We start from the raw sequence: 13,911 nt of genomic DNA, 5'->3' as shown, positions 1-13,911 counted from the left end.
ACCTGAGACACCGAACCGGGCCGGTATTCCCGGCAGTTACCCGCGTGTGGAGGTTGTTCGCGTATTGTAGGAGATTCGGCCCCGCCCGGTGCGGGCGGGGCCTTTCTTGTCTCAGGTGTGTTAATTGAAGCAGGTGCGGTTTAGAAAATAAACCGCACGCCGGCTTCGATGCTGCGGCCCATTTCCGGAGCGTAGTCGCGCAGCAGGGAGGTGGAGTTGCGGATCTCTTCGTCCAGCAGGTTGCGGCCACTGGCGAACAGAACCATGTCGGTGTCACCCAGTTTCAGGTTGTAGTTTGCGGTGAGGTCCATACGCGTATAACCGTCGGTGGGCTCCTCGTAGGCGCCGGCACGGTCCTGATCGGCGGCCTGGGTTGTACGCCACTCCCAGCTCCAGGGGCCGTGATCGCCGCCGACAGCGAGGCCGACCCGCACTGGCGGCATCAGCGGTACGTCGCGGCTTTCTCCAGCCACACTGTCGTCGAATTGCGCGTGCACCGTGTCTCCGAACAGGGTCAGATAGAAGGCGTTTGCCAGCGGGATTTTCACCGAGGCCTCGGCGCCGTAGAAGACGGCGTCGCGGTTGAAGTAAGCGTAGATCGGGTATTCGCTCTCCGCATCTTCGAGTCCGGTGTTCTGGGCGTAGATGTAATCGCCGACGCGGTTGTAGAAAAGGTTCACCTCAACGCGCGCCGCATGCCAGCCGCTGGCGTCCTGGTTGTGGTGGTGGTAACCCAGCTCGAGGTTCATGGAGTTTTCTTTGTCCAGATCGCTGTTGCCGATCAGGTAGCGGGCTTCAGCCACATGGGCGCCGTCGGCGAACAGCTCTTCGGCCACCGGCGCGCGCTCGGCGTGGGTCAGCCCCAGGCTGACATGCTGGTGCTCGGAGAGGAAGTACTGCAGTGCGGCACTGGCACTGACAAGGCTGTAGTCTTCCTTGGCGCCGGTTTCCGGGTCGATGCTGACCTGCTCCAGACGGCCGCCCAGATCCAGGTGCCAGCCGTCCCACTCGCGCTCTTTCATAACGAAGAACCCGGCGCTGCGGGTACGGGATGGCTGCACAAATGCTTCCTCGCCAATGGCCTCAAAATCCTTGTCGGATAACTGTAGGCCGTAGGCGCCGCGCCACTGACCGCCGTTGTCGTGGGTCAGCTCTACGCGGCCCTCCCAGGCCTTGTTGGTAAAGCGGGTGCCCTCGTGGAAGTGATCTTCGTGGGCTTCCAGCTCTGTGTGTTCGTAGTCGTTGTAGCCGAGGCGCACGAGCAATTTGTCCCAGTAGCTACTCTCGAAGCGGTGTTCGCCCTTGAGGTCGTAGCGGGTCTGTACCAGATCGATGCGCACGGCTTCCGGTGTTTCCTCGTGGTCTTCGTGTTCCTCGTCGGCGAGCTCTTCGTCTTCGTGTTCCTCATCGTGGCTGTGCTCATGGGCGCCGAGAGGGATGCCGTAGTTGTTATCCAAGTGGTTGACCGACAGGCCGATATAGCCGCTGTCGGTGATCCAGGAGACACCGAAGCTCTCGCTGTCGGCGCGGGCATCGGTGTTGGCGACGTAGCCGTCGGTGTTGAATTCTTCCTCTTCGTGATCGTGTTCTTCTTCGTGATCGTGTTCTTCTTCGTGGTGGATGATGGCGAGACCGGGAATTTCCGTATCGTCGTTTTCGCGGTACACGCCGTCCAGATACCAGGCGAATTGACCGGCGCCGCCGGACAGGCGGAGGACTCCGGCATCCTGACTGTTGCCGCTGTTGTGACGCATTTCCAGCGCACCCTCCAGTTCCTCAGGCACTTCCGTCGGAATGCGGCTGTCGATGACATTTACCACGCCGCCGATGGCGCCGCTGCCGTAGCGCAGCGTGGCGGGACCGCGCAGTATTTCGATGCGGTCGGCCAGCAGGGGTTCGATGCCGATGGCGTGGTCAGAGCTGGTGTTGGAGGCGTCTGACACATCCAGGTTGTCACTGAGTACCTTGACGCGGTTGGCGCTCTGTCCGCGGATCACTGGCAGGCCCACACCGCTGCCGAAGGAGGCGTTGGCCACACCGGGCTGGTTCTCCAGAGTCTGCCCCAGGGTGGCGGAGGCGGCTTCTCGCAGGGCGTTGCCGGAGAGCACGCTTACCGGCGCGGCAACAGCGTCGGCGGGCTTGTCCAGCGGTGAAACGGTGACACTGATTTCTTCCAGGGTCTCGGCAGCGTAAGCGGCGGGCACGGTCAGGGCGCCGGCGATTGCCAGGGCCAGTTTGCTGGTCTTGTTCATCGAATTTTATTCCTGTCACAGGCGGTGACGGACCTGCGCTTGCGCGCAGGCCGCTGCCGCCGTTCAATCATTTATCGGGGTTGTGGTCTGCAAAGGGCGAGCGGACACGGCACTTAGGGGGATCGACGATCCGTGGCTATGCCGGTGAAATGCATTTCGCCGGAATCCCGAAAATCCCCTGGTTGCGGTTTTTTGTGTCCCGCTCGATACCGTTTAACGGAGTGACAGGTGCGCGGGGGGCGCGCGGGCGCGCTGGCGTTCGGGCTGGCAGTCGCGCGGGACCGGCGCGGACTGGATGTTGTAGAGAACGGCGGGGGCCGGTTGGTCGAGCTTAAAGTCGCTGCCGAAGGCCGCCGGCATATGGTTGAAGCAAAGGTCGCACAGTTCCACCTGGCCGTTTTTCAGGTGGATATGCTCCGCCCACAGCGGCTGCGCCGCAAGCAGTGCGAGCAGCAGCAACAGGCAGGCCCAGAAGCGGGAATTGTTGGGGGAGCGATTGACCATGGCGCCAATAATAGGCGCTCTTTGTTACTATTCAAGTTTCATCTGTCACCAATTGGCCACAGGCGCGGGCATTCGTCCTATAATTCGCCCCCTTCGTCTTACTCGCCAGAAACAGGGGTTCCCCATTCATGCGCAAGGCCTGCGTCAAACGCGACACTCTGGAAACCAAAATCGCCGTATCCGTCAATTTGGATGGTGACGGCTGCGGCAAATTCGATACCGGGGTGCCCTTCCTCGAACATATGCTCGATCAGATAGCCCGCCACGGCATGATGGATCTGGATATTACCTGTGATGGCGATATCCATATTGACGACCACCACACAGTGGAGGATATCGGCATCACTCTGGGTAAGGCGATCGCCGAGGCGGTGGGCGACAAAAAGGGCATCACCCGTTACGGCCACGCCTATGTGCCGCTGGACGAGGCGCTTTCCCGGGTGGTGGTGGACTTCTCCGGTCGCCCGGGGTTGATCATGGAGGTGCCATTTACCCAGAAGCGGATTGGCAGTTTCGATACCGAGCTGGTGTATGAATTCTTCCAGGGCTTCGTCAACCACGCCCTCGTCACCCTGCATATCGATTGCCTGCGCGGCCACAATGCCCACCATCAGGTAGAGACAGTGTTCAAGGCCTTCGGGCGCGCCCTGCGCATGGCGCTGGCGCTGGACCCGCGCATGGCCGGTACCACGCCTTCGACCAAGGGTGTTCTCTGATGCAGAAGATCGCAGTCCTCGACTACGGTATGGGTAACCTGCACTCGGTTGCCAGCGCCTTGCAGAGAGTCGCTCCGGATGAGGAAGTGGTGCTCGCCGGAAAACCGGAAGAGGCGCAGGGCGCCGATCGCTTGCTGGTCCCCGGCGTGGGAGCCATTCGCGATTGCATGGCGGGATTTACTGACGCTGGGTTTACCCCGTTGCTAAAGGATGCCATCGACTCAGGCCTGCCCGTATTGGGCATCTGTGTCGGTATGCAGATCATGATGCACCATTCGGAGGAGAATGGCGGTGTCGATTGTCTGGATATTTTTCCGCAGCCAGTAAAATTTTTCGGCAGCTGCCTGGAGGAAAACGGCGAGCGTCTGAAGGTCCCCCATATGGGCTGGAATCGCGTTGCGCAGAAGCGTCCCCACCCGCTGTGGCGAGATATCGATGACGGCGACCGATTCTATTTTGTCCACAGTTACTATGTGCCCGCTGATGGCAATGGCGAAATCGCCGGACAAACAGAGTACGGCGTCTCTCTGGCGGCAGCGGTTGCGCGACAAAATATTTTCGCTACCCAATTTCACCCGGAAAAAAGTGCCAGAAGCGGCCTGCAACTGCTGAAAAATTTTGTCGGCTGGAACGGCCATGTCTGACCCGGTGGAGCATCTTGCTGCACCTACCACTTTCTTGGAAACGAACATGATTGTTATACCCGCCATAGATCTGAAAGACGGCCAGTGCGTGCGCCTGCGACAGGGCGAGATGAGCGATGCCACTGTATTTTCCGACGACCCTCTGGCCACTGCCGGGCACTGGGTTGAGCAGGGGGCCAGGCGGCTGCACCTGGTGGATTTGAACGGAGCCTTTGCTGGCAACCCGGTCAACCACGAAGCGGTCACCGCCATTGTGAAACAGTTTCCCGATCTGCCAGTGCAGATTGGCGGCGGCATTCGCGATCTGCACACCATCGAAAAGTACCTGGATGCGGGTGTCACCTGGACCATTATCGGTACCGCAGCGGTCAAAAATCCCCAGCTGGTGAAAGAGGCCTGCCGCGAGTTCGAGGGCCATATTATCGTCGGCCTGGATGCGAAGGACGGTCTGGTGGCCACCGAGGGTTGGGCTGAAGTGTCCGAGCTGCAGGCCACGGAACTGGCCAAGCAGTTCGCCGATTGTGGTGTGAGTGCGATTGTCTACACCGATATCGCCCGCGACGGCATGATGCAGGGTGTGAATATTCCGGCGACGCTGGAAATGGCACGCGCGGTGCAGATTCCGATAATCGCCTCCGGCGGTGTCAGCAGTATCGAGGATATCGAACAGTTGCTGAAAGCGGGCGAAATCGCCGGCGCTATCACCGGGCGCGCCATCTACGAGGACAAATTGAATCTGCGCGAGGCGCAGCAGCTCTGCGATCAATGGAATAAATAGTATGGGCCTCGCGAAACGTATTATCCCCTGTCTGGACGTGGACGCTGGCCGCGTGGTTAAGGGGGTCAATTTCGTCGATATCCGCGATGCCGGAGACCCGGTGGAAATTGCGGCTCGCTACAACGAAGCGGGCGCGGACGAGATTACCTTCCTGGACATTACCGCTACCCACGAGGGGCGCGACACCACACTGCACACAGTGGAGAAGATGGCCTCGCAGGTGTTTATTCCGCTCACCGTCGGCGGTGGAGTGCGCAGTCTGCAGGATATCCGCAACCTGTTAAACGCCGGCGCGGACAAGACGGCGATCAACTCCGCCGCGGTGAAAAATCCCGATTTTGTGCGCGAGGCCGCCGAGCGCTTCGGCAGCCAGTGCATTGTTGTCGCGATTGACGCCAAGCAGGTGGGTGAGAACAAGTGGGAGATCTTTACCCACGGCGGGCGCAAACCCACCGGAATCGACGCCGTAGCATGGGCCGAAAAGATGGCAGAGCTGGGCGCCGGCGAAATCCTGCTCACCAGTATGGATAGAGATGGCACTAAAAATGGCTTCGACCTGGCGCTGACACGGGCGGTATCCGATGCGGTGCCGGTGCCGGTCATCGCCTCCGGCGGTGTGGGCAATCTGCAGCACTTGGCAGATGGAGTTTTGCAAGGTGGCGCTGACGCGGTGCTGGCGGCCAGTATTTTTCACTTTGGCGAATACAGCATCGCCGAGGCCAAGGCTTTTATGCGGGAAGCCGGTATAGAAATGCGGCTGTAGCCGGAGGAGAACAGGCTCAAGCCCGCCTGTTGATCAATGGGTGGATCAGGGCGATTTTGCGCCCGCTGCCGTCTTTCTCCCGCTTGAAGAACTGCTCAACGGCGCGCCGGGCCTCTTCGCGGCAGGGGTAGGGTCCGAAACAGGCGCCGCCGCGCACCTGGAAGTACCAGTCGTCCCCCAGTTTGTAAAAGCGGTCGGAGCGCGGGGGAAGGGGCCGGCGCTCCTCGCCAGCGCGATGTCGCTGCATATCGATGAATCAAAATCCCCTGAAGTTTTCCGGACTTGCGCCGGGTCAGTCGCTGCGGGCGATCCGCTCGCGCAACCCTTTTTCTCTCTGCGAGTACAGATTCAGGCCCTTGAGTACATTGAGGGCTTCGAAAATCTGATTGTCGCGGCCCATCCAGTCATCGCGATTTTCTTTCTCCTGTTCGCGATCTGCGGCACCGCGCTCTCTGCCGCCGTTACCATTGCCCAGGTGGCCGGCCAGGTCCGCCTCGGTGGTGCGCGGTGAGGATTCCAGGCGGGTGACTTTGACCCGATCGACCACGATGTCGGGGGTGATGCCCTGGGCCTGAATGGAGCGGCCGTTGGGAGTGTAGTAGAGCGCCGTTGTCAGCTTGATAGCCCGCTCGTCGTTGATCGGAATAACTGTCTGTACCGAGCCCTTGCCAAAGCTTTCAGTGCCCATGACCACCGCGCGGCGGTGATCTTGCAGAGCGCCGGCGACAATTTCCGCGGCGGAGGCGGAGCCTTCATTGATTAGGACCACCATGGGGGCGCCCATGGTCAGGTCGCCGGGTTTGGCGGAATAACTGAGATTGGCGGATTCGGTGCGGCCCTCTGTGTAGACCACCAGACCCTCTTCAAGAAAGGCGTCGGCCACTTCCACTGATGACTGCAGCACGCCGCCGGGATTGTTGCGCAGGTCCAGAATCAGGCCTTTGAGCTCGCCTTTTTTCTGAAGTTTGACGATGGCTTCCGCCACATCGTCGCCGGTATCCAACTGGAACTGACTGATACGCAGGTAGCCGTAGCCTTCGTCGAGCAGCCTGCTGCGTACGCTGCGTACCCGCACGGTATCGCGTTTCAGGGTGATGTCGATGGGTTCCTTATAGCCCTTGCGCGCGATGGTGAGGGTGACAGTACTGCCCTTGGGGCCGCGCATGCGCTCTACGGCTTCCTCCAGACTGACGCCCTTCATGGATTTGCCGGACAGGCGCAAGATGACGTCGCCCGCTTTCAAGCCGGCGCGGGCGGCGGGGGTATCGTCCATGGGGGTGACAACGGTGATGTAGTCGTTTTCTATACCCACCTCTATACCCAGGCCCGCGAATTCCCCGGTGGTATTTGCCTGTAAATCGTCAAAAGATTGCCGGTCCAGGTAGGAAGAGTGCGGGTCCAATCCCTGCAGCATGCCTTTGATGGCGTATTCCAGCAGGGTGCTGTCGTCCACTTCCTCTATATATCCCTGGCGGATCTGTTCGAAGACCTTGGCGAAGTTACGCAGGTCCTCCAGCGGCAGGCGCGTTCTTGTCTCGGCGGTGGGGGCTGCGGTGGTGTTGCCTTCGCTGAGCCCCATCAGAGGCAGGGCGGTGAGGGCTGCCGCGCCGATCAACGTGGTTAGCGCCTTGGGGATGAACATGTCGTTGAAACCTCTAAGTTATTTCTTCGGTTCTTCGCAAAAGTGTAGACCGCGGGCGCTGCCGGGTTTTTAAGTTGACGGACAAAGCCACAACGTGGAAGGCCGCTGTCACTGTCAGCGCTTTAACCCATGACTTTCCGCAGGAACATTGCCAGTGCCACTGCGTTGTTGTGCTCGGAGTCCCGCGCGGCGTAGAGCAATGTCAGGGGACGCCCGTCAGCCGCTTCCAGGAGGGCCTGGAGTTCCTCTTGCTTGCCGCGCAGTTCTTTGTGGTAGCGCTGGTAAAAAGCAGCCCAAAGGCGGGAGTCGTGATTGAACCAGCGGCGCAGTTCATCGGACGGCGCCAGTTCTTTACACCACATGTCCAGATGTAGGTCTTCCCGCTTCAGGCCGCGCGGCCACAGACGGTCCACCAGGACGCGGCAGCCATCCCTCTGCTGCGGTGGTTCGTAGGCGCGTTTGCAGTGTATGGATGTTGGACCTTTCACGGGGTAAGTAGTGCAGTGGCTCTCCAACAGCGTAGCTGACGGGGGCGGGGAGGGGAGGAGAGTGCCGCTAGCGGCGGCACCAGATGGTGGGATCCTGCGGTATGCCGCGGTGGCGTATTTCAAAGTAGAGACCGCTGTGTTCCAGTCCGCCGGTGTTGCCGACCCGGGCGATGACATCGCCGCGCTCGACCCACTCGCCGAGGCTGCGGGTCAGAGACTGGTTGTGAGCATAGAGGCTCATATAGCCGTCACCGTGGTCGAGGATCAGCAACATGCCCTGGCCGCGGAGGTAATCGGAGAAGACCACGCGACCGCGGTGTATCGCGTGCACGGGCTCCCCTTCGGCGGCGCGGATGGTGATGCCTTTCCAGCGGATACCGCTGGCACGCGTGGCACCGAAGGCGTTGGCGCGGCGCCCTTTGACCGGCCACTGCATGCGCCCGCGCTGTTTGGCAAACGGCTGCTGATCCCCGGGACTTATGAGCGCGGCGATGGTGCGGCTCACTTCATCCACGAGTTTTTGCAGGCGGGACCTGTCGCTCTGCAGTTGCTGCAGCTCGCCACTTTTGTCCGCCAGTTGCGCCGCCAGTTTGTCCAGCGTGGATTTGCGCGCACGCTGGCGGGTGAGCAACTGCTGCTTCTGCTCATGCAGCCTGCGCCTCTCCGTGTCCAGGGTATCGCGCTCGCGCTGGATACTGCTGCTGACAGTCTGCAGGGCGCTGAGGGTGGTGAGGTAAGAGTCGATAACCTGGCTGCGAGCTTGAAGGAAGTATTGGTGGTAGCGGAGGTGACGGGCGATGTGCTGTGGGTTCTGCTGGTTGAGGAGCAGCTTGATCTGCTCCTGTCTGCCGAGTCGGTAAGCGGCGGCGACCTCCTGTTCGACCCGCCGCTGCATACTTCGTCGCGACTCTTCCAGCTGTTGCTGCTCCTCCCGCAGCTCGCGCAGTTTTTCTCCGCGGCTCTGCATATCGCGCTTGATCTTATCGATGCGCTGGTGCAGTTCGGAGATATTTTTTTCGTTGTTCTCCAGCTCTTTCAGCAGCTGATCGCGCTCGTTGCGCACTTGGCTGAGTTCCCGCTGCAGCGACTCGATACGTTGCTTGATTTCCGCAAGCCGCGCCTGCTGCTTGTCATCCGTCTGTGCCGCCGCTGGCAGGGATGCCAGCAACAGAATGGGGATGATGAGCCCCGCGAGCACGCCCGCGAGGCGGTGCGCGGCGGAGCTGACTCCGCCGCGAGCCTTCGTTCCATGGCAAGTGATGGTGAGCATGTTCATGACTCGTCGAATTGCACCAAGCTTTGGCCGGTCATTTCAGCCGGCTGTTGCAGGCCCATCAGCGCCAGCATGGTCGGCGCCACATCCGCAAGGCTGCCGCCGTCGCGCAGGCTGAGCTTGCGTTCACCAACGTATACGAAAGGTACCGGCAGCGTCGAGTGTTGGGTGCTGACCTGGCCAGATGCGGTGTCATACATTTCTTCGACATTGCCGTGGTCGGCAGTGATCAGCACTTCGCCACCGGCGGTAAGTGCCGCGTCCACTACTCGCCCTACGCACTGATCCAGAGCTTCCACCGCTTTTACCGCGGCCTCGAAAACACCGGTGTGGCCGACCATGTCACCGTTGGCGTAGTTGCAGATGATGGCATCGTAGGCGCCGCTTTCAATGGCCGCAACCAGTTTGTCCGTGACTTCCGGAGCGCTCATTTCGGGCTGCAGGTCGTAGGTGGCCACCTTGGGTGAATTGATCAGTTCGCGGGTCTCGCCGGGGTAGGGCTCCTCGCGGCCGCCACTGAAGAAGAAGGTCACGTGGGCGTACTTCTCGGTTTCCGCGATGCGCAGTTGGGTTTTGCCCTGCGCCGCCAAGTATTCACCGAAAGAGTTGACCAGGTTTTCCGGCGGGAAGGCGCAGCTGGCGTGGATATCCGCAGCGTACTCGGTGGTCATCACAAAATCCGCCAGCTTGGGTGTGGAAGTGCGCTCGAAGCCGTCGAAATCGCTCTCGGTGAAGGCGCGGGTCAGCTGGCGGGCGCGGTCCGGGCGGAAGTTCATATAGATAAGGGCGTCACCGTCCGCAATCGGGGCCGGGGCGCCGATCCGTGTCGGTGCCACAAATTCGTCGTTTTCGCCGCGCTCGTAGGCGGCGGCCAGGCCCGCCAGGGCGTCGTCGGCCTGGTGTTCCGCCTTGCCCTCTGTCAGCAGATCGTAGACAGCCTGGGTTCTGTCCCAGCGCTGGTCACGGTCCATGGCGAAATAGCGCCCGGCGAGGCTGGCAATGCGCGCATTGCCCAGTGAGTCGCAGACTTGTGCGAGGCGCGCCAGGGATGGTTCGGCACTGCGCGGTGGCGTGTCGCGGCCGTCGAGAAAGGCGTGCACATAGATTTTTTCGGCACCGCGTTGCGCCGCCAGGGTCACCATCGCGATGATATGGTCCTCGTGGCTGTGCACTCCGCCCTCGGACAGCAGCCCCATGACATGCACAGCGCCGTTGTTGGCGATGGCTTTGTCCACCGCGGCGGTATAGGCCGGGTTGCGGAAGAAGTCGCCGTCCTCTATGGCCTTGTTGATGCGGGTGTAGTTCTGGTAGACCACCCGGCCGGCGCCCAGGGTCATATGTCCCACTTCCGAATTACCCATCTGTCCTTCAGGCAGGCCCACGGCCATGCCGGAGGTCTGGATCAGTGTCTTGGGCCTGGAGGCCCAGATCTTGTCCCAGACCGGTGAGTTGGCGGCGTGGATGGCGTTGTACTCGGATTTGTCGCTGTGACCGAAGCCGTCCAGGATCAGCAGTACCAGAGGGCGTTTGGATTGGGAATGCGCAGCGGCCATGCGGGATGATTCCTTTGCTGGTGAATTGAACGCGGACGCTGATTTTAACCTGTTTGTGTGCCCTTCAACCACGCGGGCGGGCACGCCGTAGGGAATTTGTGCGCAAAATCGCTGGTTAAGATTTCGCCAGGATCGTGTATACTCCCGCCGCGTTGGGCGCCGGGTGGTGCCGTTTACAAGAACAAGCAGGATTTTGGGGGCGAAGTGGACTTTTTTGTCTTCATAAGCGAACAGTGGCTGCTGGTCAGCCTGCTGGTGGTTTTGCTTTACGCATTCGCGTTGAACGAGCGCTACAAGGCGGGCACTCCGGCCTCGGTGCACGAAGTGACCCGCTTGATTAACAGCGAGGGCGCGCGGGTGTTGGACGTGCGCGACCGCAATGAATACAGCGCGGGTCACATCGTCGATGCTATTCACATCCCCCACAGCGAGGTGGCAGAGCGCATCGCTGAACTCACACCGTTCAAGGACAAGCCGCTGATCGTGGCGGACAAGCTCGGCCAGCACGCCGGCGCCGTGGGCCGGTTGCTGAAGCAGAGGGGATTCCAGGTGCGGCGCCTGCAGGGCGGGATGACCGAATGGGCCAGCCAGAACCTGCCGCTGGTCAAGGCTTAATTCAGAGGCTTTCGCCCATGCAAGACGTTGTTATCTACACTACCCGTTTCTGCCCCTACTGTATCGCCGCCAAACGTTTATTGGATGGCAAGGGGGTGAAGTACCGCGAAATTTCAGTGGACGGAAATCCGCAACTGCGCGCCGAAATGGCGGAAAAGGCCGGGCGCCGCACAGTGCCGCAGATTTGGATCGGCGAGCGCCACGTGGGCGGATGCGACGATTTGATCGCACTCTCGCGCAGCGGGGAGCTGGATAAGCTGCTGTTCTGAGCGAAGTTGTGGGCGGGGTCACAATTAAATTCCACGCCCGCTCTTGAAACATGCTTCAACGGCCCCATCTGAAAGGCTCTTAGAGGGAGTCTTTCTCACGGAAGGCATCAATAAACCACTCACATCGAGACAGACACTAACATGGCTGAAGAACACAACGGCGCGGCGGCAAATTCAGAGGCCCCGAAAGTACAATTCGCGATGCAGCGCATCTATCTGAAAGATCTCTCCTTTGAGACGCCTCTGGGGCCCGAGGTCTTTAAAAAACAGTGGAAGCCGCAGGTCAATCAGGAGCTGAATACCCAGACCGCCAAGGTCGATGAAAACCTGTACGAAGTGGCGCTGACTCTGACCATCACCGTCAAATTGGAAGAGGAAACCGCGTTTCTGGTGGAAGTGAAACAAGCGGGCCTGTTCCTCATCTCCGGCCTGGAGGGACAACAGCTGGCACAGGCACTGAATACCGCCTGTCCGCAGATTCTCTTCCCCTACGCCCGCGAAGTTGTGGACAACGTGGTGACCAAGGGCTCCTTCCCCGCCCTGATGCTGCCGCCGATCAATTTCGACGCGCTCTTTGCCGCGGCCATGGCGCAGGCTCAGAAGCAGGCGGAAGGCACCAAGGAAGAGCAGGCCGAGGCCTGATCGACGATCTGAACCCATTGCGCGGAAAGGCCCCAGTCGGGGCCTTTTCTCGTTTTGGGGCCTAGGGAACCTCTGATTAATTCGCGTGAACACTATGGTGGCTTCCGGGGCGCTCAGACAATAGGACGGATATTTCGAAAACGCACGAGTACTTCCCTGTAGCTCCGACGGATACTTCCCTGTATCCGACGGTTTCGAAATATCCGTCCTATCACCTGGGCTTCACATTCGCCCGCGAAGAGCCTCTGTCACCAGAAAGTGGTTTAATCAGAGGTTCCCTAGCCTTCCGGCCTAAAGAGTCCGGTGAGCCGAAACCAGCTACAGCAGGTTTGCGAATTCGCCAGAGCTTCCCTAAGCTCGGGCGGCGTCCGTAACTGGAAAATTCTTTGCAACTGCGGGGAAGCCGCCACTGTGGGCGGATCGCTTTAAACCGAAGGGCACAATTTCTTGATGAACTGGGAATTACCGCACCCGTTTGTGTGGCGCGTTACCGTACGTGCCGAGCATGTGGACGGCCTGCACCACGCCAATAACGCCGAATATGTGCGCTGGTGTGAAAGCGCTGGCTGGGCCCACAGTGCAGCGCTGGGGCTGGATGTCACAAATTACCAGGGGCTGGATCGCGGTATGGCCATTCGCCATGCGGAGTACGACTATATACTGGCAGCCAGGGAGGGCGACGAACTGCTGTTCGGCACCTGGCTGACCAGGGTGGATGGCCGCATCAATATGACCCGCCGTTTCCAGGTGCTCCGCGCTGGAGATGAAGCGCTGATACTGCGCGCCCAGTGGCAGATGGTGTGCATTGAGCTGTCCAGCGGCAAACCCAGGCGCATGCCCGACATTTTCAAGGAGGTCTACAGCCCGGCAGTGATTGCCCCGGAGGCCGAAAGTGAGCGAAGAATTTGTCAGCCTGACCCCGAATACCGGCGCCCTTAAGGGCAGAACCATTTTTGTTACCGGAGCCAGCCGAGGCATAGGGCGCGCCATAGCGCTCAAGTGTGCCGCCGACGGCGCCAATATCGCAATTGCCGCCAAGTCCGCCGAGCCGCACCCGAAGCTTTCCGGTACCATTCACTCGGTGGCGGCCGAAGTGGAGGCCGTTGGGGGCCGGGCTCTGCCGCTGCAGGTGGATGTGCGCGATGAGCAGCGGGTCGAGGAGGCGATGGCGCAGACGGCGGAAACCTTCGGCGGTATCGATGCAGTGGTGAACAACGCCGGTGCCATCAACCTGACCAATGTCGAGTCCACTGAGCCCAAGCGTTACGACCTGATGCAAAGTATCAACAGTCGCGCCGTGTACCTCACTGCGCACTTGGCGATACCTTACCTAAAAGCGTCGGATTGCGCCCACATACTCAGCCTGTCCCCGCCGGTCAATTTACAGGCGAAATGGCTGGGGCCTTACGGACCCTATGCGCTCTCGAAGTTCGGTATGACCATTTTGAGCATGGGGCTCGCGGAAGAGCTGCGCGAGGCGGGTATCAGCGTCACCACGCTGTGGCCGCGGACCTTGATAGCTACGGCGGCAATAGAGTTTGCCGTGGGTAACCGCAAATTGTTCGAGCAGAGCCGGAAACCGGCGGTAATGGCCGATGCCGCCTACGAAATTCTGATCACCCAGGACAATGTGCTGAGCGGCCGCCAGTTGATCGACGAAGTACTGCTGGCCGAGCGCGGTGTCAGCGACTTTACCGACTACGCCCACAATCCGGCCAGGGCGCACCAGCTGGCCGTGGACTTGTTCTTGGATTAATCGAGGGGGAAGTGGA

Annotated in this window: 16 protein-coding genes; 9 read left to right on the top strand and 7 right to left on the bottom strand. The window is 60.4% G+C overall.

The genetic code is table 11. The annotated features are described in order from the left end of the window. Positions 1 to 140: 140 nt before the first annotated feature. Both BM155_RS05080 and BM155_RS05075 read right to left on the bottom strand, forming a co-directional pair. Positions 141 to 2,252, bottom strand: a complete 2,112-nt coding sequence (locus BM155_RS05080) for a TonB-dependent receptor (protein WP_074901489.1) — start codon at positions 2,250 to 2,252, stop codon at positions 141 to 143. A 213-nt stretch (positions 2,253 to 2,465) separates the two neighbouring features. Further along, a complete protein-coding gene (locus tag BM155_RS05075; RefSeq protein WP_074901487.1) occupies positions 2,466 to 2,756 on the bottom strand; it encodes a hypothetical protein in 291 nt (96 codons plus the stop codon). 128 nt (positions 2,757 to 2,884) lie between these two features. Here BM155_RS05075 and hisB point away from each other — a divergent pair, with 128 nt between their 5' ends. From hisB to hisF, 4 genes are read left to right on the top strand one after another with little or no spacing between them, the layout of a single operon-like run. Beyond that, positions 2,885 to 3,472: an imidazoleglycerol-phosphate dehydratase HisB gene (gene hisB / locus BM155_RS05070; RefSeq protein ID WP_074901484.1), complete on the top strand. Its 588-nt coding sequence runs from the start codon at positions 2,885 to 2,887 to the stop codon at positions 3,470 to 3,472. Then, the gene (hisH, locus tag BM155_RS05065; RefSeq protein WP_067156439.1) at positions 3,472 to 4,116 is read left to right on the top strand and encodes an imidazole glycerol phosphate synthase subunit HisH; all 645 of its coding nucleotides are present in this window, start codon (positions 3,472 to 3,474) and stop codon (positions 4,114 to 4,116) included. The genes hisB and hisH overlap by 1 nt, the downstream gene beginning before the upstream one ends. A 46-nt stretch (positions 4,117 to 4,162) precedes the next feature. Continuing rightward, a complete protein-coding gene (gene hisA / locus BM155_RS05060) occupies positions 4,163 to 4,894 on the top strand; it encodes a 1-(5-phosphoribosyl)-5-[(5-phosphoribosylamino)methylideneamino]imidazole-4-carboxamide isomerase (protein WP_074901956.1) in 732 nt (243 codons plus the stop codon). A gap of 1 nt (position 4,895) precedes the next feature. Continuing rightward, entirely contained in the window at positions 4,896 to 5,657 is a 762-nt protein-coding gene (gene hisF / locus BM155_RS05055) for an imidazole glycerol phosphate synthase subunit HisF (RefSeq protein WP_067156436.1), read from the top strand. A gap of 16 nt (positions 5,658 to 5,673) precedes the next feature. On the opposite strand, the gene BM155_RS05050 is transcribed toward hisF, so the two are convergent. From BM155_RS05050 to gpmI, 5 genes are all read right to left on the bottom strand, one after another. Beyond that, entirely contained in the window at positions 5,674 to 5,904 is a 231-nt protein-coding gene (locus BM155_RS05050) for a DUF6316 family protein (RefSeq protein ID WP_067156433.1), read from the bottom strand. A 45-nt stretch (positions 5,905 to 5,949) separates the two neighbouring features. Further along, the gene (locus BM155_RS05045; protein WP_067156431.1) at positions 5,950 to 7,299 is read right to left on the bottom strand and encodes a S41 family peptidase; all 1,350 of its coding nucleotides are present in this window, start codon (positions 7,297 to 7,299) and stop codon (positions 5,950 to 5,952) included. 122 nt (positions 7,300 to 7,421) lie between these two features. Further along, positions 7,422 to 7,787 carry a DUF488 domain-containing protein gene (locus tag BM155_RS05040; RefSeq protein ID WP_074901482.1) on the bottom strand — a complete coding sequence of 122 codons (366 nt, stop codon included), beginning with the start codon at positions 7,785 to 7,787 and terminating at the stop codon, positions 7,422 to 7,424. A 67-nt stretch (positions 7,788 to 7,854) separates the two neighbouring features. Further along, the gene (locus BM155_RS05035; RefSeq protein ID WP_082817634.1) at positions 7,855 to 9,057 is read right to left on the bottom strand and encodes a murein hydrolase activator EnvC family protein; all 1,203 of its coding nucleotides are present in this window, start codon (positions 9,055 to 9,057) and stop codon (positions 7,855 to 7,857) included. Positions 9,058 to 9,059: 2 nt separating this feature from the next. Continuing rightward, complete coding sequence (gene gpmI, locus BM155_RS05030; RefSeq protein WP_067156429.1) at positions 9,060 to 10,613, bottom strand: 2,3-bisphosphoglycerate-independent phosphoglycerate mutase; 1,554 nt, start codon at positions 10,611 to 10,613, stop codon at positions 9,060 to 9,062. Between the two features lie 204 nt (positions 10,614 to 10,817). Between gpmI and BM155_RS05025 the strand changes: the two genes are divergently transcribed. From BM155_RS05025 to BM155_RS05005, 5 genes are all read left to right on the top strand, one after another. Then, positions 10,818 to 11,228, top strand: coding sequence for a rhodanese-like domain-containing protein (locus BM155_RS05025; RefSeq protein WP_074901480.1), 411 nt, complete (start codon positions 10,818 to 10,820; stop codon positions 11,226 to 11,228). 17 nt (positions 11,229 to 11,245) lie between these two features. Next, complete coding sequence (gene grxC, locus BM155_RS05020; protein ID WP_067156421.1) at positions 11,246 to 11,497, top strand: glutaredoxin 3; 252 nt, start codon at positions 11,246 to 11,248, stop codon at positions 11,495 to 11,497. A gap of 141 nt (positions 11,498 to 11,638) precedes the next feature. Beyond that, positions 11,639 to 12,139 (top strand): protein-export chaperone SecB, encoded by a 501-nt coding sequence (gene secB, locus BM155_RS05015; RefSeq protein ID WP_067156417.1) that lies wholly within the window; start codon positions 11,639 to 11,641, stop codon positions 12,137 to 12,139. Positions 12,140 to 12,589: 450 nt separating this feature from the next. Beyond that, entirely contained in the window at positions 12,590 to 13,078 is a 489-nt protein-coding gene (locus BM155_RS05010; RefSeq protein WP_067156414.1) for an acyl-CoA thioesterase, read from the top strand. Then, entirely contained in the window at positions 13,032 to 13,895 is an 864-nt protein-coding gene (locus tag BM155_RS05005; RefSeq protein WP_082817564.1) for an SDR family oxidoreductase, read from the top strand. The genes BM155_RS05010 and BM155_RS05005 overlap by 47 nt, the downstream gene beginning before the upstream one ends. Positions 13,896 to 13,911: the final 16 nt, after the last annotated feature.

This window comes from Microbulbifer thermotolerans (assembly GCF_900112305.1).
Classification (GTDB): Bacteria; Pseudomonadota; Gammaproteobacteria; order Pseudomonadales; family Cellvibrionaceae; genus Microbulbifer; species Microbulbifer thermotolerans.
This window is presented reverse-complemented; position numbering and strand designations above follow the sequence as displayed.

What these genes read in the sequence shown, in the direction of transcription:
- BM155_RS05080 (WP_074901489.1), bottom strand. Translation starts at nt 2,252, where the DNA reads ATGAACAAGACCAGCAAACTGGCCCTGGCAATCGCCGGCGCCCTGACC.
- BM155_RS05075 (WP_074901487.1), bottom strand. Translation starts at nt 2,756, where the DNA reads ATGGTCAATCGCTCCCCCAACAATTCCCGCTTCTGGGCCTGCCTGTTG.
- hisB (WP_074901484.1), top strand. Translation starts at nt 2,885, where the DNA reads ATGCGCAAGGCCTGCGTCAAACGCGACACTCTGGAAACCAAAATCGCC.
- hisH (WP_067156439.1), top strand. Translation starts at nt 3,472, where the DNA reads ATGCAGAAGATCGCAGTCCTCGACTACGGTATGGGTAACCTGCACTCG.
- hisA (WP_074901956.1), top strand. Translation starts at nt 4,163, where the DNA reads ATGATTGTTATACCCGCCATAGATCTGAAAGACGGCCAGTGCGTGCGC.
- hisF (WP_067156436.1), top strand. Translation starts at nt 4,896, where the DNA reads ATGGGCCTCGCGAAACGTATTATCCCCTGTCTGGACGTGGACGCTGGC.
- BM155_RS05050 (WP_067156433.1), bottom strand. Translation starts at nt 5,904, where the DNA reads ATGCAGCGACATCGCGCTGGCGAGGAGCGCCGGCCCCTTCCCCCGCGC.
- BM155_RS05045 (WP_067156431.1), bottom strand. Translation starts at nt 7,299, where the DNA reads ATGTTCATCCCCAAGGCGCTAACCACGTTGATCGGCGCGGCAGCCCTC.
- BM155_RS05035 (WP_082817634.1), bottom strand. Translation starts at nt 9,057, where the DNA reads ATGCTCACCATCACTTGCCATGGAACGAAGGCTCGCGGCGGAGTCAGC.
- gpmI (WP_067156429.1), bottom strand. Translation starts at nt 10,613, where the DNA reads ATGGCCGCTGCGCATTCCCAATCCAAACGCCCTCTGGTACTGCTGATC.
- grxC (WP_067156421.1), top strand. Translation starts at nt 11,246, where the DNA reads ATGCAAGACGTTGTTATCTACACTACCCGTTTCTGCCCCTACTGTATC.
- secB (WP_067156417.1), top strand. Translation starts at nt 11,639, where the DNA reads ATGGCTGAAGAACACAACGGCGCGGCGGCAAATTCAGAGGCCCCGAAA.
- BM155_RS05010 (WP_067156414.1), top strand. Translation starts at nt 12,590, where the DNA reads ATGAACTGGGAATTACCGCACCCGTTTGTGTGGCGCGTTACCGTACGT.